This window comes from Streptomyces sp. NPDC001339, assembly GCF_042895955.1.
Taxonomy (GTDB): domain Bacteria; phylum Actinomycetota; class Actinomycetes; order Streptomycetales; family Streptomycetaceae; genus Streptomyces.
In genome coordinates, this window is sequence record NZ_JBIAWT010000001.1 from 586,062 (window position 1) to 607,292 (window position 21,231).

Annotated in this window: 18 protein-coding genes; 8 read left to right on the plus strand and 10 right to left on the minus strand. The window is 73.5% G+C overall.

The window, feature by feature from the left end; translation table 11 throughout:
* Positions 1-77 precede the first annotated feature (77 nt).
* Positions 78-2,960, plus strand: a complete 2,883-nt coding sequence (locus ACFY12_RS02505; RefSeq protein ID WP_390713833.1) for a lysylphosphatidylglycerol synthase domain-containing protein — start codon at positions 78-80, stop codon at positions 2,958-2,960.
* Positions 2,961-3,075: 115 nt separating this feature from the next.
* Here the strand turns inward: ACFY12_RS02505 and moeZ are convergent, their stop codons facing one another.
* The 7 genes from moeZ to ACFY12_RS02540 all read right to left on the minus strand — a co-directional run bounded on the left by moeZ (position 3,076) and on the right by ACFY12_RS02540 (position 12,418).
* The gene (moeZ, locus tag ACFY12_RS02510) at positions 3,076-4,254 is read right to left on the minus strand and encodes an adenylyltransferase/sulfurtransferase MoeZ (protein WP_390713834.1); all 1,179 of its coding nucleotides are present in this window, start codon (positions 4,252-4,254) and stop codon (positions 3,076-3,078) included.
* 292 nt (positions 4,255-4,546) lie between these two features.
* The gene (locus ACFY12_RS02515) at positions 4,547-5,503 is read right to left on the minus strand and encodes an NAD-dependent epimerase/dehydratase family protein (protein WP_390713835.1); all 957 of its coding nucleotides are present in this window, start codon (positions 5,501-5,503) and stop codon (positions 4,547-4,549) included.
* A gap of 373 nt (positions 5,504-5,876) precedes the next feature.
* Entirely contained in the window at positions 5,877-7,355 is a 1,479-nt protein-coding gene (locus ACFY12_RS02520) for a hypothetical protein (protein WP_390713836.1), read from the minus strand.
* Positions 7,352-7,648, minus strand: a complete 297-nt coding sequence (locus ACFY12_RS02525; protein WP_390713837.1) for a hypothetical protein — start codon at positions 7,646-7,648, stop codon at positions 7,352-7,354. Before ACFY12_RS02525 ends, ACFY12_RS02520 begins: the two co-directional genes overlap by 4 nt.
* A gap of 137 nt (positions 7,649-7,785) precedes the next feature.
* The gene (locus tag ACFY12_RS02530) at positions 7,786-9,678 is read right to left on the minus strand and encodes a DUF3492 domain-containing protein (RefSeq protein ID WP_390713838.1); all 1,893 of its coding nucleotides are present in this window, start codon (positions 9,676-9,678) and stop codon (positions 7,786-7,788) included.
* A gap of 314 nt (positions 9,679-9,992) precedes the next feature.
* Positions 9,993-11,393, minus strand: a complete 1,401-nt coding sequence (locus ACFY12_RS02535) for a DUF3152 domain-containing protein (protein WP_390713839.1) — start codon at positions 11,391-11,393, stop codon at positions 9,993-9,995.
* Positions 11,394-11,401: 8 nt separating this feature from the next.
* Positions 11,402-12,418, minus strand: coding sequence for an alpha/beta fold hydrolase (locus tag ACFY12_RS02540; protein ID WP_390713840.1), 1,017 nt, complete (start codon positions 12,416-12,418; stop codon positions 11,402-11,404).
* Between the two features lie 180 nt (positions 12,419-12,598).
* On the opposite strand from ACFY12_RS02540, the gene ACFY12_RS02545 reads away from it, so the two are divergent.
* From ACFY12_RS02545 to ACFY12_RS02560, 4 genes are all read left to right on the plus strand, one after another.
* Positions 12,599-12,826, plus strand: a complete 228-nt coding sequence (locus tag ACFY12_RS02545; RefSeq protein ID WP_390713841.1) for a hypothetical protein — start codon at positions 12,599-12,601, stop codon at positions 12,824-12,826.
* Between the two features lie 151 nt (positions 12,827-12,977).
* Entirely contained in the window at positions 12,978-13,619 is a 642-nt protein-coding gene (locus ACFY12_RS02550) for a TetR/AcrR family transcriptional regulator (protein WP_390713842.1), read from the plus strand.
* 210 nt (positions 13,620-13,829) lie between these two features.
* Positions 13,830-14,057, plus strand: a complete 228-nt coding sequence (locus ACFY12_RS02555; protein ID WP_390713843.1) for a DUF3107 domain-containing protein — start codon at positions 13,830-13,832, stop codon at positions 14,055-14,057.
* Positions 14,058-14,383: 326 nt separating this feature from the next.
* Positions 14,384-14,677: a hypothetical protein gene (locus ACFY12_RS02560; RefSeq protein ID WP_390713844.1), complete on the plus strand. Its 294-nt coding sequence runs from the start codon at positions 14,384-14,386 to the stop codon at positions 14,675-14,677.
* Between the two features lie 136 nt (positions 14,678-14,813).
* Here ACFY12_RS02560 and ACFY12_RS02565 read toward each other — a convergent pair whose 3' ends face one another.
* On the minus strand, positions 14,814-15,551 hold the full coding sequence (locus ACFY12_RS02565) for a ferritin-like fold-containing protein (protein ID WP_390713845.1): 738 nt from the start codon (positions 15,549-15,551) through the stop codon (positions 14,814-14,816).
* Positions 15,552-15,862: 311 nt separating this feature from the next.
* Between ACFY12_RS02565 and ACFY12_RS02570 the strand changes: the two genes are divergently transcribed.
* The 3 genes from ACFY12_RS02570 to ACFY12_RS02580 all read left to right on the plus strand — a co-directional run bounded on the left by ACFY12_RS02570 (position 15,863) and on the right by ACFY12_RS02580 (position 19,494).
* Positions 15,863-18,028, plus strand: coding sequence for a DEAD/DEAH box helicase (locus tag ACFY12_RS02570; RefSeq protein ID WP_390713846.1), 2,166 nt, complete (start codon positions 15,863-15,865; stop codon positions 18,026-18,028).
* A gap of 107 nt (positions 18,029-18,135) precedes the next feature.
* Entirely contained in the window at positions 18,136-19,005 is an 870-nt protein-coding gene (locus ACFY12_RS02575) for an alpha/beta fold hydrolase (protein ID WP_390713847.1), read from the plus strand.
* A gap of 336 nt (positions 19,006-19,341) precedes the next feature.
* Positions 19,342-19,494, plus strand: coding sequence for a hypothetical protein (locus tag ACFY12_RS02580; RefSeq protein WP_390713848.1), 153 nt, complete (start codon positions 19,342-19,344; stop codon positions 19,492-19,494).
* Between the two features lie 96 nt (positions 19,495-19,590).
* On the opposite strand, the gene ACFY12_RS02585 is transcribed toward ACFY12_RS02580, so the two are convergent.
* Together ACFY12_RS02585 and ACFY12_RS02590 are read right to left on the minus strand one after the other, a co-directional pair.
* A complete protein-coding gene (locus ACFY12_RS02585; RefSeq protein WP_390713849.1) occupies positions 19,591-20,196 on the minus strand; it encodes a MarC family protein in 606 nt (201 codons plus the stop codon).
* A gap of 73 nt (positions 20,197-20,269) precedes the next feature.
* On the minus strand, positions 20,270-21,121 hold the full coding sequence (locus ACFY12_RS02590; protein WP_390713850.1) for a PHP domain-containing protein: 852 nt from the start codon (positions 21,119-21,121) through the stop codon (positions 20,270-20,272).
* Positions 21,122-21,231 lie beyond the last annotated feature (110 nt).

The following is a 21,231-nucleotide window of genomic DNA, read 5'->3' on the forward strand; positions in this document are numbered from 1 at the left end:
TTTGCGGTACCCCCGAAATGCACCCTGATGCCCCCCTCCACCGGCCGGCCGTGCCACCATCTTCCGGACGGTGACTGGTGATACGAGATCAAGAAGAGACGGCCGAGCAGCAGGGTGCGGCGCCTCCGCGGGAGGCGGGCGCCCCTGAGGCGCTGCCCGTCGAGCACCGACGGAGGCCGGGCACGGCGTCCGCTACCGAGAAGGCGAGCACGATCAAGAAGGCCGAACGACCAGGGGCGTCCAAGAGGCCACAGGGGCCCAGGGAGCCCGAACCAGCCCAGCGCGACGAGCGCGGCCGGCGCGACCGGGAGGAGCGCGAGCGGAACCAGGTTCCGGAGGAGCACGAGGGGCGGGAGTACGGCGAATTCCACGTCGACCGGGTCTCCGGCGACGAGCCGCTGCTGCCCGCCCGGGTGCACCGGCCCGCCGATCTGCTCCGGCTGCTGCTCGGTATCGTCGGGATCGCCCTCGTCCTCGGCCTGGCCACCTTCGCCCACGGCACCACCGCGGGCCTGGCACGGGACATCGGCACCGGCGCCAAGGCGGCGCCCGCGCTGCTGATCAGCCTCGCGGGGCTGACGTCCAGCGTCGCGGTGCTGCTGGTGCCGGTGGCGTTCGCCGTGGAGCGGCTGATCAAGCGGGACGGGCTGCGGATCGCGGACGGGGTGCTCGCCGCCGTCCTCGCGCACGGGGTGTCGCTCGCCACCGACCTGTGGGTGGCCGAGGCCGCGCCCGCCTCCATCCGGGTCGCGCTGACCCAGCCGCTGGCGAACGGCTCGCTCTCCGCTCCGGTGCACAGCTATCTGGCGCCGGTGATCGCCTATATGACGGCGGTGGGGATGTCCCGGCGGCCGCGCTGGCGGGTCGCGATGTGGGGCGTACTGCTGCTGGAGGCGTTCGCGGTGCTGGTGGGGAAGTACACCACCCCGTTCGCGATCATCACGACGGTGCTGATCGGCTGGACCGTCGCCTACGGCACCGTCTACGCCGTGGGCTCCCCCAACGTCCGCCCCACCGGCCAGAACCTCCTCGCGGGTCTGCGCCGGGTCGGCTTCCGCCCGGTGAGCGCGCTGCGCGCGGAGGACGCGACCGGCCCGGAGCAGCACGAGAACACCGACCGCGGCCGCCGCTACCTCGTCACCCTGGAGGACGGCCCGCCCATCGACGTCACCGTCGTCGACCGCGAACAGCAGGCCCAGGGGTTCTTCTACCGGGTGTGGCGGCGGCTGTCGCTGCGCGGCGGCATCAACCAGCGCCGCAGTCTGCAGTCGCTGCGCCAGGCACTGGAGCAGGAGGCGCTGCTGGCGTACGCGGCCATCGCGGCGGGCGCCAACGCGCCCAAGCTGATCGCCACCTCGGAGCTCGGCCCGGACGCGGTGATGCTGGTCTACGAGCACATCGGGGGCCGGACCCTCGACTCGCTCGCCGACGAGGAGATCACCGACGCGCTGATGCACAGCGCGTGGCGGCAGGTCGAGGCGTTGCAGTCCCGGCGGATCGCGCACCGGCGGCTGGTCGGGGACGCCCTGCTGGTGGATCGTTCCGGCAATGTCGTGCTGACGGATCTGCGCGGCGGGGAGATCGCGGCCGGTGATCTGGTGCTCCGGATGGACATCGCCCAGCTGCTCGCCACCCTGGGGCTGCGGGTCGGCGCCGAGCGGGCGGTGGCCTCGGCCGTCGAGGTGCTCGGCCCGGACGCGGTCGCGGACAGCCTGCCGATGCTGCAGCCGATCGCGCTCAGCCGCACCACCCGGGCCACGCTGCGGCAGCTGGCCCGGGAGCGCGCCAAGCGGGAGCGCGAGGCGGTGCTGGCGGCGTCGCAGGCCGCCAAGGAGGCGCGGGAGGCGCGGGGGGCGGCGGGCCGCAAGGACCGCAAGACGCTGCGGGCCGAGCGGCACGCGGAGAAGCACGCCGAGAAGCGGGCGCTGGACGAGGCCACGGAGGCGGCCCGCGAGGAGGATCTGCTGGCCCAGATCCGCCGGCAGGTCCTGCTGATCCAGCCGACCGCGGTGATCGAACCGGCGAAGCTGGAGCGGCTCAGTCCGCGGATCCTGCTCAGCTGGATCGCCGGCGCGGTCGCGGTGTATCTGCTGTTGTCGCAGCTGGCTAACTTCAACCTGGGCGATGTGATCAGCGAGGCCCAGTGGTGGTGGGTGCTGGTGGCGATGTTCTTCTCGGCGCTGACGTACCCGGCGGCGGCGATGAGCCTGCTGGGGTTCGTCACGGAGAAGGTGCCGTTCGGCAAGACGGTCGTCGCGCAGGTCGCGGGGAACTTCGTGAAGCTGGTGGCTCCCGCCGCGATCGGCGGGGTGGCGCTGAACACCCGCTTCCTCCAGCGCGCCGGGGTCCGTCCGGGCCTGGCGGTGGCCAGCGTCGGCGCGTCCCAGCTCTTCGGTCTCGGCAGCCACATCCTCCTGCTGCTGGCCTTCGGCTATCTGACCGGCACCGAGCAGACGCAGGACATCTCGCCATCCCGTACGGTGATCGCCGGGCTGCTGACCGTGGCCGTACTGGTGCTGATCGTCACGGCGGTGCCGGCGCTGCGGAAGTTCGTCCTGACGCGGGTGCGGTCGCTGTTCGCGGGTGTGGTCCCGCGGATGCTGGACATCCTCCAGCGGCCGCGGAAGCTGGTCGCCGGCATCGGCGGGATGCTGCTGCTGACGGCGGCGAACGTGATGTGCCTGGACGCCTCGATCCGGGCGTTCGGCGGCGGCGACACGCTCAGTTACGCGAGCATCGCGGTCGCCTTCCTCGCCGGGAACGCACTGGGTTCGGCCGCCCCGACGCCGGGTGGTCTGGGAGCCGTCGAGAGTGCACTGCTCACCGCGCTGACGATCGCCGGACTCGCCGGTGACACCGCGTTCCCGGCTGTGCTGCTGTTCCGGCTGATGGTCTTCTGGCTGCCGGTGCTGCCGGGCTGGCTGGCCTTCACCTATCTGACGCGCCGGGGCGAGATCTAGGGCCGCCCTGAGCGGCGGGCATGGATGAGGCGCACAGATGAGGCGCATGGATGAGGCGCCGGTCCGCACGGGACCGGCGCCTCTCGCGTCACGGGGTGTTGCCCAGGAGACGTGCCTAGTAGACCGGCTTCTCCGGCTCGACCGTGTTGACCCAGCCGATGACACCGCCGCCGACGTGCACCGCGTCGGAGAAGCCCGCGGACTTCAGTACGGCGAGGACCTCGGCGGAGCGGACGCCCGTCTTGCAGTGCAGGACGATCTTCCGGTCCTGCGGGAGGTCCTGGAGGGCGCTGCCCATCAGGAACTCGTTCTTCGGGACCAGCCGGGCGCCGGGGATGGAGACGATCTCGAACTCGTTGGGCTCACGGACGTCGATGATGTCGATCTTCTCGTCGGCGTCGATCCACTCCTTGAGCTGCCGCGGGGTGATCGTCGAACCCGCCGCCGCCTCCTGGGCCTCCTCGGACACGACACCGCAGAAGGCCTCGTAGTCGATGAGCTCGGTGACGGTCGGGTTCTCGCCGCAGACCGCGCAGTCCGGGTCCTTGCGGACCTTGACCTGGCGGTACGTCATCTCCAGGGCGTCGTAGATCATCAGGCGGCCGACCAGCGGCTCACCGATGCCGGCGAGCAGCTTGATCGCCTCGTTGACCTGGATGGAGCCGATCGAGGCGCACAGCACGCCCAGGACGCCGCCCTCGGCGCAGGACGGCACCATGCCCGGCGGCGGGGGCTCCGGGTACAGGCAGCGGTAGCAGGGACCGTGCTCTGACCAGAAGACCGAGGCCTGGCCGTCGAAGCGGTAGATCGAACCCCAGACGTACGGCTTGTTCAGCAGTACGCAGGCGTCGTTGACCAGATAGCGGGTGGCGAAGTTGTCCGTGCCGTCCACGATCAGGTCGTACTGGGCGAAGAGCTCCATGACGTTCGTGGAGTCGAGGCGCTCTTCGTGCAGGTTGACCGTGACGTACGGGTTGATGCCCAGGACCGTGTCCTTGGCGGACGCGGCCTTGGAGCGGCCGATGTCCGCCTGGCTGTGGATGATCTGGCGCTGCAGGTTGGACTCGTCGACCTCGTCGAACTCCACGATGCCGAGCGTGCCCACACCGGCCGCGGCGAGATACATCAGCGCGGGTGAGCCCAGGCCGCCGGCGCCGACACACAGCACCTTGGCGTTCTTCAGCCGCTTCTGCCCGGCCATCCCGACATCGGGGATGATCAGGTGGCGGGAGTACCTGCGGACCTCGTCGACGGTGAGCTCCGGAGCGGGCTCGACCAGGGGTGGCAGCGACACGGATGACCTCAACAAGGGGTTGGTCGGTATCTGAGGACTGGCTGTCTTTCCGTAACACTGCCACGCCCTTCTTCATTCCGAGACACCCGGTCCGATGTGCGAGACGGAATCGTCCCAGTAGCCGGGCAGCGCGCCTCCCCGGCACCTCCTCCCAGGTCACGGCGGTCGTCCCAGCACACGGACGCCCGTCTCATGGAGCGGGGTGAGCCGGTGGGCAGACCGGTGGGCGGAGATGCGGGCAGAGATGCGGGCAGAGCGGTGGTGCGGGCCCGGGTGGCGTCCGCCGGGTCGTTCAGATACGGCACGCGGCCTCCATCCAGATGTCGGCCAGGGACTCCTCCAGGCCGATCCGGGGACGCCAGCCGAGCCGGTCGCGCGCGGTGCGGACGTCGGCCTGCTGCCAGGTGCCGCAGCCGTCCGGGTACGGGTAGGTCGCGGGCGGCGAGCCGGCCGGATGGCCGTCGGCCGGACCGGGGATGACCAGCCGGGCCGGCGGGGAGTCCAGCTCGTGCAGGGCACCGCCGAAGCCGGCGACCCGGGCGAGCACGGACGCGGCCTCGCGCAGCCGTACCGCGCGGCCCGTCCCGATGTTGACGACCCCCTGCGCGGCGGACAGCGAGGCGGCGTGCACGGCCCGGGCGACGTCCCGTACGTCGACGAAGTCCCGATGCACGCCGAGCCCGCCGAGCTTGAGCTCGCTGTCGCCGGACTGCATGGCGCGGCGCATCGCCTCGGCGAGCCGGCCGAGCGGCGAGCCCGCGGGGGTGCCGGGGCCGACCGGCGAGAAGACCCGCAGGACGACGGCGTCGAGGCCGGAGCCCAGGACGAGTTCGGTGGCGGCCAGTTTGCTGACACCGTACGGCCCTCCGGGGCGCGGCACGGCGTCCTCGGCGGTCGAGGAACCGGGCTGGGAGGGCCCGTACTCGGAGGCGCAGCCCAGGTGGACGAGCCGGGCGCCGCAGCCGCTGCGCCGCAGCGATTCACAGATGGTGGCGACCGCGACGGTGTTGTGCCGGGTCAGCTCGCGGGCGCCGCCCCGGGTGGCGCCCGCGCAGTTGACGACCACACCGGGGTGCACCGCGTCGAGGAAGCGGGTGAGCGCACCGGGGCTGCCGGTGGCCAGGTCGAAGCGGACGTCGGCGTCGTCGCCCCGCCCGAGGGCGGTGAGCTGGACGGCGGGGTCGGCGAGCAGGCGGTCGGCGACGAAGCGGCCGAGGTAGCCGTTGGCGCCGATGAGCAGCACCCTCATCGTGCGACCCCCCGGTCCGCGTGGCCTGTGATCGGCTGGACGTTCATGTCTCGTGCTCCTCAAACGGTTCGTGGGAAGTGGTCGGCTTCGGGTGCCGGTGCGGCGTCCGCCTCGGGGGCGGCGGCCACGTGGGGGGTGGGGTCCGCGGTGAAGGGTCCGGAGGGGCCGTTCCGGGGCGCCGCTCCGGGGGTGCCGCTCCGGGGGTGGTACGGGGCGGGGGTACCCGTAGGGGGATGCCCTGTACGGGGAGGTCCTGCATGGGGACGTCCTGCATGAGGACGTCTTGTACGGGGACGTCCTGTACGGGGACGTCCTGTACGGGGATGCCCCGTAGGGGACGGAGGCGTCGTGGGGCCCGCGGTCGTCCGGAGGGTCACGGCCGGTGCGCCTTTCCCGGGCCGGCCGTGTACCCCGTTCCGGTCAGGGTCCCGGTCAGGGTTCCGGTCGGGGTTCGGGTCCGGGTTCGGATCGGGGCGGGCGCGTGCGCGCAGGCGCCGGTGAGCACCCGCAGGCCGTGGACGAGCAGGCCGAGGGCGGCGGCCGTGCAGGCCACGGCGGGTACCGCGGCCGGCCCGGCGGTGGCGGTCAGCGCCTCGACCGGGACGCCGAGCGGAGCCAGACCGGGAAGCCGGGCGGTCAGCACCAGCCCCAGGGCGAGCCCCTCCAGGGCGGCGGCCGAGGCCAGGCCCGCCGCGGCCGCCTCGGGGAAGCCGTGGACGGTGAGCAGCCGGGCGAGGAAGAGCAGCAGCCCGAGCGCGGCGGCTGCCACGACCGTGAGGGCGCCGCCACCGCCCGTCCCGAGGACCGCCCCCGCCGCCACGAGCAGCGCGGTCAGCGCGCCCAGGAAGAGCAGGGCGGCGGTGAGTAGCAGCGGCCGCACCCGGGCGGCGAACTCGGTCAGGCCGCGGCTGGCGGCCAGGCGGCGCTGCCCGCGTTCCGCGAACCAGCGGGCGCAGCCGGCCGCGGGGAGGACGGCGAGGGACAGCGCCACCACGGGGGCGACGACGGCCTGTGGCGGGGCGTACGGGAGGTCGGGGCCGCCGGCCAGCAGCTGACCGAGCAGCCAGTCGCCGTACACCGCGTAGCCGGCCGTCCAGCAGGTCCACAGGCCGGTGGTCCGTGATCCGGCGCCGGGGTGGTGCGGCCGCAGCGGTCCGGTCCGTACGGCGAGCCGGACGGCGAGACCGAGCAGGACCGCGCCGAGGACACCGACGGCCATGCGGAGCAGGGGGGTTGCCTCGTCGCCCGTCACCGAGGCGAGAACGGTGACGGTGGTCACGGTGGCGACGCAGACGGCGCCGGGGAGCAACTGCGGCACGGCGAACCAGCGTTGGGCGGGGGACCGGCCCTGGCGCCCCTCCGCCTGCCCCGGCGCCGCCCCTGCCGCCGGCCTGTCCCCGGGCCCCTGAGAGGGCCCACGGAAGGACCCGTTGCCGGCTCCGCGGTCGGCCCCGGCGCCCGGCCCGGTGGCGTCGGACTCCGCGCGTGGCACCCGGGCGTAGAGCTCCTCGGCCAGGGAGAAGACGTCACGGTGCCGGAAGCGCGCGGCCGTTCGGTCAGTGACTCCGTGCGCCTCCAGGCCGGCGGCGATCTCCAACGGGTCGACGGCCTGTGCGCAGAGCCTTCGGTGACGGTGCATCAGCACCCGTACGGGGTCGGCGGGACCGCGGCGCGGGGGGCGGGCGGCAGCGTCCTTGCGAGGCACCGCGCCCCGCCCCACGGCCCGGTCCACGACGGCCCGTTCATGGTCCACCGCTGCCGGTTCGTGGTCCATGGCGGCCCGTTCGCAGTCCACGGCTGCCCGTTCGCGGTCCATGGCGGCACGGGCGGTGCCCTCGTCGGTGGCGGTCATACGTCCTCCCCGGTGTCGGGGGCGCATGTGCCGCCGCCCTGGCCGGGGCCGGTGCGGAGGCGCGCGGCGATTGTCCGGCGCGGGCGCGCGGCGCCGGCCGGGAGGGCGCGCCCGCCCGCGTACGCCGGGCCGCCGGACCGGCCTGCCCCAAGGGCCTTCGACATGCGAGTCCGCCATCGGCGGAGGCCGTCGCGATTGCCGGCATGGGCCACGTCCGTCATGCCCGTCACCAGAGCCACGCCCACCACGCCCATCACACACATCACGTCCAGCACACCGGTCACCGCTGCCATCTCCCTCACCCTGACCACACTCCCCCGCTCTCCCTGAGCAGGGACGCCCCCGGCGTGAGCTGGGCAACAGTCCCCAGCTCAGGCCCCGTTCGACGCGCTCGGCCTGTTCGGCCGATCCGGCCCCTCCGTTCCACCGCTCACCGCATCCCTTCGACGCCGACCGCTCCCCCGGCTCCCCCGGTCCGGCCAGTCCCGCCAGTCCCGCCAGTCCCGTCGGTCCCGTCGGTCCCGTCGGTCCCGTCGGCCGGCGCCGGTACCCCGGCGGCCCGCGCCCCCTCCGGCACCGCCCAGCTCGGCGTCCGCCCGGCCGACTGCCGCGCACCGGCCGCGGCGGAGGTACCGGCACCGGCCACCGTCCAGCGGCCGGGCACATGAGCCTCGGGAGGCCGGTCGAAGGGCTGCGGTACCCCCTGCGCGTCCCGCGCCCGGCAGTCGGCCGGGCGGGCCGGGGCCTGCGAGATCAGCTCCAGGTAGATGCCACGAAATGCCGCGATGTTCTGCTCGGCGGTGAAGAGTTCGAGCGCCCGCGCCCGGGCGGCGGCGCCCAGCCGGGCCCGGCGGTCCGGGTCGGCGAGCAGGGCGCGGCAGGCCTCGGCGAGTGCGCGCGGGTTGCGCGACGGGACGACCAGGCCGGTGCCGCCGATGACTTCGCAGACCGCACCGGCATCGGTCGACACCGTGGCCCGGCCGCAGAACATCGCCTCCACAAGGGAGCGCGGAAACCCTTCGACGATGCTGGAGAGCACCACCACGGCGGCGGAGGCGTAGGCGTCCTCCAGGGTCGGTACGCCGGGGCTGCCGATCTCCTCGAAGCTGACCGGGTTCTCCCCGACGGTGCGGTCGTCGGCGGCCTCGTCCGGGAAGAGCTGGGCCGCCAGCGCCCGGCAGTGCCCGAGGTACCCGGGCGCCCGGGGGTCGCGGCCCATCCGGCCGATGATCCGCAGGGTGGCCTCCGGCTCGGCCTTGCGGACCTCGGCGAACGCGTGCAGCAGCGCGACCAGGTCCTTCGCGGGTTCAATGGCGCCGACCCACACCAGCGTCGTGGAGTCGTCGGCCGGGGCGTCCGCGACGGCGGCGAAGCGGCCGGCGTCCATCCCGGGGTAGACGGTGCGCAGCCGGGCGCGGTCCGCGCCGCAGCGCTCCTGCCAGCGGCGCGCGTGGGTGTTGCCGGGGGTGATGAGGGCGGCCTGGGCGTACGTCTCGGCGGCCAGCGCGCCCTCGAAGGCGGCGAGCAGCGCGCGCACCGGGGCACGCACGGGTGCCGCAGCGCGCGCGAGGTAGTGCTCGCGCAGCCGTACGCCGTACTCGGTGACCAGCAGCGGGGTACCGAAGAAGCATTTGGCCAGCAGTCCGGGGAGGGCCGCCGCGCCGCCGGACGTGGCGTGGCAGAGGTCCACTCCGTCGAGGCCGGCGGTGTCCCGGTCGCCGTACCAGTCCAACGACAGCGGGCGCAGCGCGAGTTCGAGCTCCTCCGCGACCGCCAGCAGGTCGCTGACCCGCGCGCCGTGGGAGGCGGGCAGCGCCCGGGGGCCGTGGCAGGCGGTCTCCAGTGTGCGGACGGCGTCCTCGGAGCGGAGCAGGGCGGGCAGGCCGCCGTCCTCCCGGGCGCATGCGGCCAGCCCGTAGAGGCCACTGGCGAAACGGTCCGCCTTACCCGCCGGGGAGGTGCCGGGGAGCGCGACCGGGCCCGTCGGCGCGCCCCCGGGCGGGGCCTCGGCGAAGGCCGTGACCAGGGTGCCGAAGTGCTCGGTGAAGCGCCGCCGCGCGCGCCGCCCGGGGGTGCGGCCCCGGCGCTCCTCGGCGGTCCGGTGGTGCTCGGCGGGGAACTCGCCCCACAGGGGCGCGCTGCGCACCGTCCGTACGTGCTCCGGGAGGCCGCGCCGTGCGCTCGCGTCCCGGCGGTCCGGGGTGGTCAGGGCGTAGACCTCGAAGTCATGGCCGGTGAGCCCGTGTACGAGCCGATCGCACCACGCAGGCGACTCACCCGTCGCGTACGGGTAGCCACCCTCGGTGAGCAGTCCCACGCGCACAGCCGCACCCCCGTCCTCCCATGTCGGCGTCCCTGTCGGCGTCCTGACGACGGGGGTCCCGGGCCGGAGCCCGTCGAAGGCCCTTGGGGGAGACCGCACCGCCGCCGCCATGTGCAGGAAGAAGCTATGCAAAAGGCCCGGTGGTGCGATGGACGGTTGTCCATCGCACCACCGGAAGGGGTGAAAGCACGTAACTTTCCGCCCCTCAGGAAGTTTTTACGCGCTATACGTCAGGGCTCAGCACGCCCCGGACGCGCCAGGGAGCGGCCCGTACGGGGAGACCCGCCCGCACGGGGCGGCCCGGGAGCGGCCCGTCAGGAACCTGCGGGGAACGGCCAGGCGTTGGGACGGCAGGTCGCACCGTCCGTCGTCAGGAACTTCGTCTGCTGCATCATCACCGGGGCCAGTGCGCCCCGCCGGGAACAGGACTCGTGGTCGTGGCCGAGCCGGTGGCCGGTCTCGTGGTTGATCAGCATCTGGCGGTACGCGAACATCTTGTCGGGCCCGTAGGTCGTGGCGCCCTGCGCCCACCGGTAGGCGTTGATCATGACGCGTTCGGTCATCGCCGAGTCGCAGGAGACGTTGTCCTCGGTGGTGTCGAGCCCGGACTTGGCACACCACTTCGCGGTGGTCCCCGGACTCGCCAGCGTGATCACGAAGTCGGCGTGGCCGGACGCCACCCGCTGGAAGGTCCGCTGCCCGCCGTGCGCCCAGCTCCGTTCGTCGTTGAGGGTCCGGTGGACCGCCTCGGCGAACAGCTCACCGTCCAGCGGCAGCCCCTCCTCGATGTCGACGCGGTAGCGCTTCACCGTGCCGGACCCGGGCGCCTTGGCATCGCCGCCGACCGGCCGGAACCGGCCGCCGGCGGTCATGTCCGCCGACAGCGGGAAGACCTGCGCCATCTTCTCGTCGTACGTGGCGGGCCTGGCGGCCGGGGTGGGCCTGTTGTGCGACCGGGAGGTGTCGCCGCCGCCGTCGGCGCGGTCGCTGCCGCTGCGGGGCTGCTGAGCGCCGCCCGCCTCGCGCTGCTCGGCGACCTGGCCCGCGATGACCACGGCCAGCACGGTGGTCACCGCCGCCGCGGCGGCCCCGGTGAACGTCCGGCCCCGGCCGCCCCGCCCGGCGCCGTGCCGCACCGTGTCCGGGCCCTCGCCGGCGCCGTCGTCCGCGCCGGACTCCGCCGGCCCGCGGGCGGCGTCGAACCCCCCGGCGGCGACCCCATGGGCGGCCTCCGGCCCCACCGGCCCATCGGGCGCTCCGGCCGCATGGTCCGCACCCGGGAGCCGCCGGTCGAAGGCCTCCACGTACTCGCGCCGCGGGCCCCGCCCGCCGTCCGGTACGGCACGGGCACCGCCCCCGGGAGCACCTCCCGGCACCGGGCCGAGCGGGAAGTCCACCGGAGGCTGGGCGCCGGGCGTCTCCGTACGCGGCGCACCGGGCATCTCCGTACGCGGCCGGGGAACCCGCGGCGCGGTCCGCTCCGGCGGTACCGGCGACGCCGGCGCGCCCGGGAACGCGCCCCAGCCGCCGCCCGGTTCGCGCTGCTCGGGGTGCCCGCCGCGGGCCGTGTCGCCGTCCGCAGGCGCGCGCCTGCGGCGCCCCGGCCCGGGTCCGGGAACCGGAGCTCCCGTGGTCGGTGCTCCGGTCGTCGGTATGACCGGCTCCGCGGCGTCCGCCGCGGACTCCGGCCGGCCTCGGCGGCTATGGCGTCCCATGGGGCGTGTCAGCTCCTGCCCGCATCGGCGGTCGTCTCGGTCGGGCCGGAGTCGAGCAGGTCGCGGACAGCCCGCGCCACCGCCTCCGGGTACTCCATCATCGCCACGTGCCCCGCCTCCGGCAGCGTCAGCAGCCGCGCACCGCGGAACGCCGCGGCCGCCCGCCGTGCCATCCGGAAGGACACCAGACGGTCGCGTCCACCGTAGACGAGAAGGGTGGGGGCGAGCACCCGTTCTGCCTGACGCCACAGATTGTGCTGTCCGCCGAGCGTGTACGCGTTCACCAGACCGCGCGCCGAGCGCTCCATCACCTCCCAGAAATAAGGGAGTTGGAGCCTGCGGGTGAACTCGTCGACCGCCGCGCCGAACCCTTCCGGGCTGACCCGGCCGGGATCGCCGTAACAGAGCGCCAGCACCTCCCGGGTGCGACGCTCGGGCGTCCAGTCCCGGGTGAGCCGGCTGAAGAGCGTGGCGAGGCCGGGGACGGCGAGCAGCGCCGTGGGCACCGCCGTCAGCTGCGGCCGCAGCTCGGGCAGGGCCGGCGAGACCAGCGTGAGGGTGCGGACCAGGTCCGGGCGCGCGGCGGCGACCCGGGTCACGGCCGCGCCGCCCATCGAGTTGCCTATGAGGTGGACGGGACCGCGGCCGGACGCGTCGAGATGGCGGATGACCGTACGGGCCTGCGCGGAGACGGAGTAGTTGCCGTCGGCCGGCGGCGGGGACTGCCCGAAGCCGGGCAGGTCGATCGCCTCGCCGTCCAGGCGGTCGGCGAGCAGCGGCATCAGGGCGGACCAGTTCCGTGAGGAGCCGCCGAGTCCGTGGACGTAGAGCGCGGGCTCGCGGGCCTGCCCGGCACCTCCGCCTCCGGCGCCGCCCCGTCCGTCGCCGTCCGGTGTCCGTACGGTCAGCGTCAGGCCCGGGAGGGTCACGGTGCGCACCGTCTCCGCCGCCTCGCACGGCCCGGGGCCGGCCGGCGGCACCGGGAGGGCGGCGGTCGCGGCGTCCGGCGACTCGGTCGAAGACATGGGGTCGATGTTACGAGATGATCACGCCCTCGATCATGTGTGCGCCGTCACACACCGCATCGCGCCCACGCCGCGGCTCTCCTAGGCTCTTAAGCAGGGGCAGCCGCTCGTACCTGTTTTCATGCCAGGCACCAGCAGACGCCGCGAGCCCGCGCGAAGGCCTTCAGAAAGGCAGTCACCATGCCGGTCGATCCGACAGACCCGGACACGTTCGAGGACCTTGAGGACACCGACGCCGCCGACATCGACGTGGAGGCGCCGGAGGCGGATGCCGCGGAACAGCACGCCGAGCTGGCGCCGCACCACGACAATTCACTCCCCGCCGGCGCGGACCCGGACTCGGCCAACGAGGCCGACCGTGCCGAGCAGGCCCGGGTCGTCGAGCTCAACGAAGACGAATACCGATGACCTGGGGCGTTATGTCGGGTTGCGCGCACGGCACCGGGGAGAATTTCTCGTCCCATGCCGCGCACAGCCCCGTTACCCAAAAGTACGATGGCGGGCGCGGTGCAGCATCACCTTGTACGGACCGCGGACGGAACGACTTCTGGGAGGCAGCGTGAGCGCCATCGAGCAGACCGAGGCGGCGCGCCCGCGGGGCACACGCCTGCCACGCCGCGCCCGGCGCAACCAGCTCCTGGGCGCGGCCCAGGAAGTGTTCGTCGCGCAGGGTTACCACGCGGCCGCGATGGACGACATCGCCGAGCGGGCGGGCGTCAGCAAGCCGGTGCTCTACCAGCACTTCCCGGGCAAGCTGGACCTCTACCTCGCGCTGCTGGACCAGCACTGCGAGGCGCTGCTCCAGGCTGTGCGCACGGCGCTGGCATCGACGACCGACAACAAGCAGCGGGTCGCGGCCACGATGGACGCCTACTTCGCCTACGTCGAGGACCCGGGCGGCGCGTTCCGGCTGGTCTTCGAGTCGGATCTGACCAACGAGCCGGCCGTCCGCGAGCGGGTGGACAAGGTGTCGCTGGAGTGCGCCGAGGCGATGGCCGAGGTGATCGCCGAGGACACCGGCCTGACGCAGGACGAGTCGATGCTGCTCGCGGTGGGCCTCGGCGGCGTCTCCCAGGTGGTGGCGCGCTACTGGCTGTCCTCCGGGAGCCAGGTCCCCCGGGAGACCGCGGTGGCCCTGCTCACCTCGCTCGCCTGGAAGGGCATCGCCGGCTTCCCGCTGCACGGCAGCGACACCCACTGAACCCGCTCGACGGCACGCACCGGCCGACGCGCCGGGCCCTGGCGCTGTCGGGGCCCGGCTCCGGTCCGCCCGCCGTGTTCGCTGCGGGCGTGGGGCGCGGCGTCCTGCGCGTCCCCGTACCGGGCTAATCTGTGCTGCATACGGCGCGGATGGCCGCGCACCCTCCCCCAGTCTGACGCTGGGGGCCGGACCGTCGGAGGGACATAGGCCGTGGAGGTCAAGATCGGCGTGCAGTACGCGCCCCGCGAGATCGTCATCGAGAGCTCGCAGCCTGCCGAGGAGGTCGAGCGCGCGGTGGCCGAGGCGCTGGCCGGCAAGTCGGAGCTGCTGAAGCTGGAGGACGAACACGGCCGCAGGGTCCTGGTCCCGGCGGACCGGCTGGCCTATGTGGAGCTCGGCGAGCCGACCGGCCGCAAGGTCGGTTTCGGCGCGCTCTGAGCGACGGGGCGCCGACCGCGGCGCCCGTAGCCGACAAAGGCGGCGGCCCGGGAATTTTCTCCCGGGCCGCCGCCTTTTTGCAGTTCAGGCCGTTCGGGTCGGTCCGGGTCCGCTGATCAGGCAGGTGATCCGGGACAGGAGGGTTGCTGCCGCGAGCCCTTGGGTACGACCGCCTACGACCGATTTGTTCGTCCGGCCGTCAGGAAGTGAACCGGTCGGCACGGACTGTCTCGGCACGGAATGAGCGGAATCAGCGGCACCGCGTCGCCGGCACCGCGCCATCGGCGTCGACACGCGGCCCACCACGGCACGCGGGAGGGAACAGCATGATCTGGGAAGCGCTCGGAGCGGTCCTCATCGGCTTCGTCATCGCCCTGTCCGCCATGCGCCGGCTGCCCGACCGCTTCCCCGCGCGCACCCTGACCCTGGCGACGGGCCCGGCCGCGGCGCTGCTCGGCGCGCTGCTGACCCGTTCGATCCTCGGCCCCGGGCACCCCGTCCAGGTCCTGGTCGCCGCGGTGGCGGTGGGCGCGGCCCTGCTCTCCGTCCTGGTACGCCCCGCGCGCCACCGTCTCCGGCGGCCGGCCGCTCCCCTGAAGAGCCACCGGACGGCCTGCTGACAGCAGCGGGCCGGCATCGCCCGCTCAACAGAGGGCCGACCACACCCGCTGACAACAGAGGCCGGACGGATGCACCGCCCGGCCCCGTCGCTCGGCCGTCGATCGGCGACCGGTACGCCGTACGTCAGGCCGTACGTCAGGCTGCCAGCCCCAGCGCCGCCATCCGCTTGGTGTGCGCCTCGGTGATCCGGGAGAACATCCGGCCCACCTCCGCCAGGTCGAAGCCGTCGGCGACCCCGCCCACCAGCATCGTGGAGAGCGCGTCACGGTCCGCGACGACCCGCTGGGCCTGCGAGAGCGCCTCGCCCATCAGCCGCCGCGCCCACAGCGCGAGCCGTCCGCCGACCCGCGGGTCGGCGTCGATGGCCGCGCGCACCTTCTCGACCGCGAACGACGCGTGCCCGGTGTCGTCCAGCGCGGCCAGCACCAGACCGCGGGTGTCCGAATCCAGCCGGGCCGCGACCTCCCGGTAGAAGTCACTGGCGATCGAGTCGCCGACATATGCCTTGACCAGGCCCTCCAGCCAGTCCGACGGCGCGGTCTGCCGGTGGAACTCGTCGAGGGCGCCGGCGAACGGCTCCATCGCCTCGTTCGGCTCCGCCTCGATCTGCGCGAGCCGGTCCCGAAGCCGCTCGAAGTGGTGGAACTCGGCCGAGGCCATCTTGGCCAGTTCGGCCTTGTCGTCCATCGTCGGCGCGAGCTTGGCGTCCTCCGCCAGCCGCTCGAAGGCGGACAGCTCGCCGTACGCGAGCGCGCCGAGCAGGTCGATCACGGCGGCCCGGTACTGCGGGTCGGCGGATGCCCGCGCCCAGTTCTGGGCGGCGATCCCGGTGGTTTCTTGCGCGTTGGCAGCGGCGTTGTCAGGCGTTCCCATGACCGGCACAATAGCCCGCTCAGCGGCGCGGGGAAGGCCCTGCCCGGCCACTTCCGATCACCGGTGGGAACGGCCGCGCGCAGCCGCTGCCGGGCGGTGCGCGGCGACGTGATGTATTCCTCACTCATACACGCCTTCGGATGGGTACGCGCTATCCGGGGTACAGTGGTATTTGGACCTGCCGGTAACCGGTGGGTCGTTCCACGAAGCGGATGCCCGGTCGGTGGCCCGATCGGCTCCAAACCGACCGCCCTCCCCCGCGGCGCGTACGCGACGTACGCACAGCAGGAGGGACACCGCTCGCGGCAGGAGTGCCTGAGCGTTGGCAGTGGTCCCGCCCCACCGGCCGTCATCAAGCCGGACCCGTACGACCCCCGTACGACGGAGCGGTACGACCCCCTTCGCCGCCTCACGCCGCGTCTCACAGAAGAGGCAAGATCCTGTCCACGTTTCGAGACCTCGGAATTTTCCCCGAGACGGCCGAAGCCCTTGAGGCCGTCGGCATCATCTCCCCCTTTCCCATCCAGGAGCTGACGCTCCCCGTCGCCCTCTCCGGCAACGACGTCATCGGCCAGGCCAAGACCGGCACCGGCAAGACCCTGGGCTTCGGCCTGCCGCTCATCGAGTGCGTCCGGGTCCCCGCCGACATCGAGGCGGGCCGCGCCCGGCCCGAGGAGCTGACCGACGCGCCGCAGGCCCTCGTGGTGGTCCCGACCCGCGAGCTGTGCACCCAGGTCACCAACGACCTGCTCACCGCCGGCAAGGTCCGTAACGTCCGAGTGCTGGCGATCTACGGCGGCCGGGCCTACGAGCCGCAGGTCGAGGCGCTGCAGAAGGGCGTCGACGTCGTCGTCGGCACCCCGGGCCGGCTGCTGGACCTGGCCGGGCAGAAGAAGCTGGATCTCTCGCACGTCCGCACCCTCGTGCTGGACGAGGCCGACGAGATGCTCGACCTGGGCTTCCTGCCCGACGTCGAGAAGATCATCCAGCTGCTGCCCGCCAAGCGGCAGACCATGCTCTTCTCCGCGACCATGCCGGGCCAGGTCATCTCCCTCGCCCGCCGCTACATGTCGCAGCCCACCCACATCCGTGCCACCGCGCCGGACGACGAGGGCGCGACGGTCGCCAACATCACCCAGCACGTCTACCGCGCGCACTCCCTGGACAAGCCGGAGATGGTCGCCCGCATCCTGCAGGCCGACGGCCGCGGTCTGGCCATGGTCTTCTGCCGTACCAAGCGGACCGCCGCCGACATCGCCGACCAGCTCGCCCGGCGCGGCTTCGCGTCCGGCGCGGTGCACGGCGACCTCGGCCAGGGCGCCCGTGAGCAGGCGCTGCGCGCCTTCCGCAACGGCAAGGTCGACGTCCTGGTCTGCACCGACGTCGCCGCACGCGGTATCGACGTCGAGGGCGTCACGCACGTCATCAACTACCAGTCCCCCGAGGACGAGAAGACCTACCTGCACCGCATCGGCCGCACCGGCCGGGCGGGCAACAAGGGCACCGCGGTCACCCTCGTCGACTGGGACGACATCCCGCGCTGGAAGCTGATCAACAAGGCGCTGGAGCTCCCGTTCGACGAGCCGGAGGAGACCTACTCCACCTCGCCGCACCTCTACGAGCAGCTGAACATCCCCGAGGGCACCAAGGGCGTGCTGCCGCGCGCCGAGCGCACCCGGGCCGGGCTCGCCGCGGAAGAGGTCGAGGACCTGGGCGAGACCGGCGGCCGCGGCCGTGGTTCCCGCCGGGGCGCCGACGCGACGGAGGAGCGCCCCCGGCGCACCCGTACGCCACGGCAGCGCCGCCGTACCCGCGGCGGCTCGCCGGTGGACGGCCCGGCCACTCCCGAGGCGGAAGAGACCGGGTCGACGGATGCCGCCACCGAGGCCGACGAGCCGCGTCAGCCGCGCCGCCGCCGTCGTACCCGGGGCAGCCAGTCCGCCGGCGTGCCGGTCGCCGGGGCGGACGCCACGGAGACCGCACCGGCCGACGCCGAGGTCAGCGCGGAGACCGCCGAGGCTCCGGAGGTGCCCGCCCAGCCGCGCCGCCGCCGTCGCACCCGGGCCGCCCGCCCGGAGACCGCCGAGGCGACCGAGGCCGCGGTGCAGGCCGTGGACACGGCGGAGGGCCCGGCGGCCGCCGCCGAGGCTCCGGCCAAGCCGCGCCGCCGTACCCGCACCGCCGCCAAGGCCGCCGCGGAGACGGCACCGGCCTCGGAGGCGGAGGCCGCCCCCGAGGTGGCGGAGGACGCCGCACCGGCCAAGCCCAAGCGGACGCGGAAGACCACGAAGACCGCGGCCGCCGCGAAGAAGACGGCCGAGGCCACCGCCGAGGACGCCCCGGCCAAGCCGAAGCGCACCCGTAAGTCCGCCGCGGCCAAGCCGGCCACGGAGACGGCGGAGGCCGCCGAGGCCAAGCCGGTCCGCCGCCGGACCCGCGCCAAGGCCGCCCCGGCCGAGGCGACGCCCGAGAGCTGACACCCGGCACACACCGGCCGACGGCCCGGCCCCGCTCCCCGCGGGCGCCGGGCCGTCGGCGTACCGGCCCGGACAATCACGGTCCGTGGCCCGGATAGCCTCGGTCCATGAGCAAGCCGCCGACCCTGACGCTGCCCCCGTGCGCCCGCGCGTACCCACTCGACACCGACCGCGGCGCCTTCGCCGTACACGACGCCCGCCCCGAGGGCGGCGCGCCGATCGGGACCGTGCTGCTGGTGCCCGGGTTCACCGCCGGCAAGGAGGACTTCATCGCCATGCTGGCGCCGCTGGCGGCGGCCGGGTTCCGGGCGGTCGCGGTGGACGGCCGCGGCCAGCACGAATCATCCGGCCCACGCCATGAACAGGCGTACAGCCAACGGGAGTTGGCCCTCGACGTACTGGCCCAGGCGCGGGCCGTCCAGGCGTCCGGCGACGGCCCGCTGCACCTCCTGGGCCACTCCCTGGGCGGGCTGATCACCCGGGCCGCCGTCCTGCTCGACGCGGCCCCGTTCGCCTCCCTGACCGCCCTCAGCTCCGGTCCGGCGGCCATCGACGCACCCCAGCAGGCCCGGGTACGGATGCTGATCGACGCACTCGGCTCGCTCGACATGGAGAGCGTCTGGCAGGCGATGCGCGACCTGGATCCCCCGGAGGCGGCGGATGACACCACACCACCGGAGATCCGCGCATACCTGCACCGCCGCTGGCTCAACACCGTCCCCGAGCAGCTGATCGCGACCGGCCGCCAGATGCTGGAGGAGCCCGACCGGGTCGCGGAACTGGCCCGTACGGGGCTGGCCACCCATGTGATCTCCGGGGCCGTGGACTACGCGTGGCCCGTGCCGTGGCTGGACGCCATGGCCGAGCGGCTCTCCGCGCACCGCACCGTCATCCAGGGCGCCGAGCACTCCCCGAACGCGGAGCAGCCGGAGCGAACGGCGAAAGCCCTCACGGCCTTCTGGACCACCACCCCCTGACCGCGGGCAGCGACCCACTCCCCACACCCCCACCGGCCTGCCTTCTTCCCCCTCACGGGAGGGGCCGCACCGCAGGACGAAGTCCGGAGGAGCGGACCCGCACCCGACGCACAACGCCCGCCGCAGGCGCAACGGCGAAACGGAAGGTACGGCGCCGCAGCCAAAAACGTGGGAAGCAAGCCAAGCGCAGCGATTCGTTAGACGGGTAAAAAATTTCGTTAGCGTAGGGAATTATTGCCGCCCGTCACTCGTTGACCCCTACAGAGCCCGGCAACGAAGCCGGGCGCGCCACACACTCAGTTCTCCGCAGGAGGATCGGACGAAGGGAGAAGCCGTATGCGCTTCGAGATCATGCGCCTGGACGACGTCGACGGCACCGCCGTGGACAGCACCGTCGTGGACGCCGCCTCCGTCAACCGGATCGTGCAGCAGGCCGCCGCCACAGGCCAGCGCATCTACATCCGCCCGGCCGGCACCGCCGCCCGTTAAAGCCGACGCCCGCTGGTACCCACAGCACGTACCGACACCGCGGCGCCCCCGTACGCACGACCTGCCGTACGGGGGCGCCGACGCGTTCCGCGGCGCTTACGCGCCCTCGATCACCTGCAGCACGCCGTTGATGATCTGCTGCACCGCCAGCGCCGAGAGCATCATGCCCGCCAGCCGCGTCACCAGGACCACTCCGCCGTCCTTGATCACGCGGATGATCACCAGCGAGAACCGCATCACCAGATACAGCACGAGGTGAATCGCCACGATCGCCGACCAGACGGAGACCTGCCCGGCGAACCCGTGCGCGTTCTGTACCGCCAGGATCACGGACACGATGGCGCCGGGCCCTGCCAGCAGCGGCATGCCCAGCGGCACCAGCGCCACATTGACGTCCTTGGTCTGGGTGGGCTCCTCCGACTTCCCGGTCAGCAGGTCCAGCGCGACGAGCAGGAGCAGCAGTCCGCCCGCGATCATCAGCGCGGGCGTCGAGATGTGCAGCCGGCCCAGGATCTGCCGCCCGAAGAGGCCGAAGACGGCGATCACGCAGAAGGCAACGGTAGCCGCCTGCCAGGCCATCCGGCGCTGCACCTTGGCCGGCCGGCCGGAGGTCAGGGCGAGGAAGATCGGGGTGATCCCCGGGGGATCCATGATGACGAAGAGAGTGACGAAGAGGGTACTGAAGACGGCGACGTCGAACACGGTGCAGGCCTTGCGAGAGGTGGTACGGACGAGCGGGGGGAACGGGAACCGGGACGGCGGTGGGGCCGTCCGCTCAGCCGCCCGTGCCGGGAACGGGGAAGGCGCCGGTCGCGCGGCGCACGATCTCGCCGTAGATCTCGGGGTCGGTGGTGTACTCACCGAGCCGGCAGGTCTTACGGCTGCCGTGGTAGTCACTGGAGCCGGTGGTCAGCAGTCCGAGATCGGCGGCCATACCGCGCAGTCGCGCGCGGGTCGGTGCGTCGTGGTCCATGTGGTCGACCTCGATACCGTCGAGGCCGGCCGCGGCCAGCTCGGCTATCACGCGCTCCGGTACGCAGCAGCCGCGCTTGACGGCCAGCGGGTGCGCCATGACGGTGACCCCGCCCGCGCCCTTCACCAGCCGGATCGCGGCGAAGGGGTCGAGTTCGTGCTTCTCCACGTAGGCCGGGCCGTCGTTGGCGAGCAGCGTGCGGAAGGCCTCGTCGACGGAGCGGACCACGCCCAGGTCCATGAGGGCGGTGGCGATGTGCGGCCGTCCCACGGCGCCGTCCCCGGCGATCCGGGCGACCTGCTCCCAGGTGACCTGGATACCCAGGTCGCGCAGCTTGGCGACCATGGCCTGGGCGCGCGGCACCCGGTCGTCGCGGACCAGCTCCCGCTCACGGGCGAGCTCGGGCTCCTCGGGGTCGAAGAGGTAGGCGAGCATATGGAGGCTCATGCCGTCGATCCGGCAGGAGAGTTCGGCGCCGGTGACCAGCGTCAGCCCCTCGGGCCGCGCGGCACGTGCCTCGGCGTGGCCGCCGACGGTGTCGTGGTCGGTCAGGGCGACGACGTCCAGCCCGGCCGCGGCGGCGTTCCGTACCAGCTCGGCAGGGGTGTCCGTACCGTCGGACGCCGTGGAGTGGGTGTGCAGATCGATGCGCACGACGCGGACTCCAGACTTCTGCGGGACAGGCAGCGGACGGACCGCGGAGGGACCGCGGAACGGCTACGGGAACCGGCTTCCGGACGCGGGTCACGTAGCGGGACTCCTGA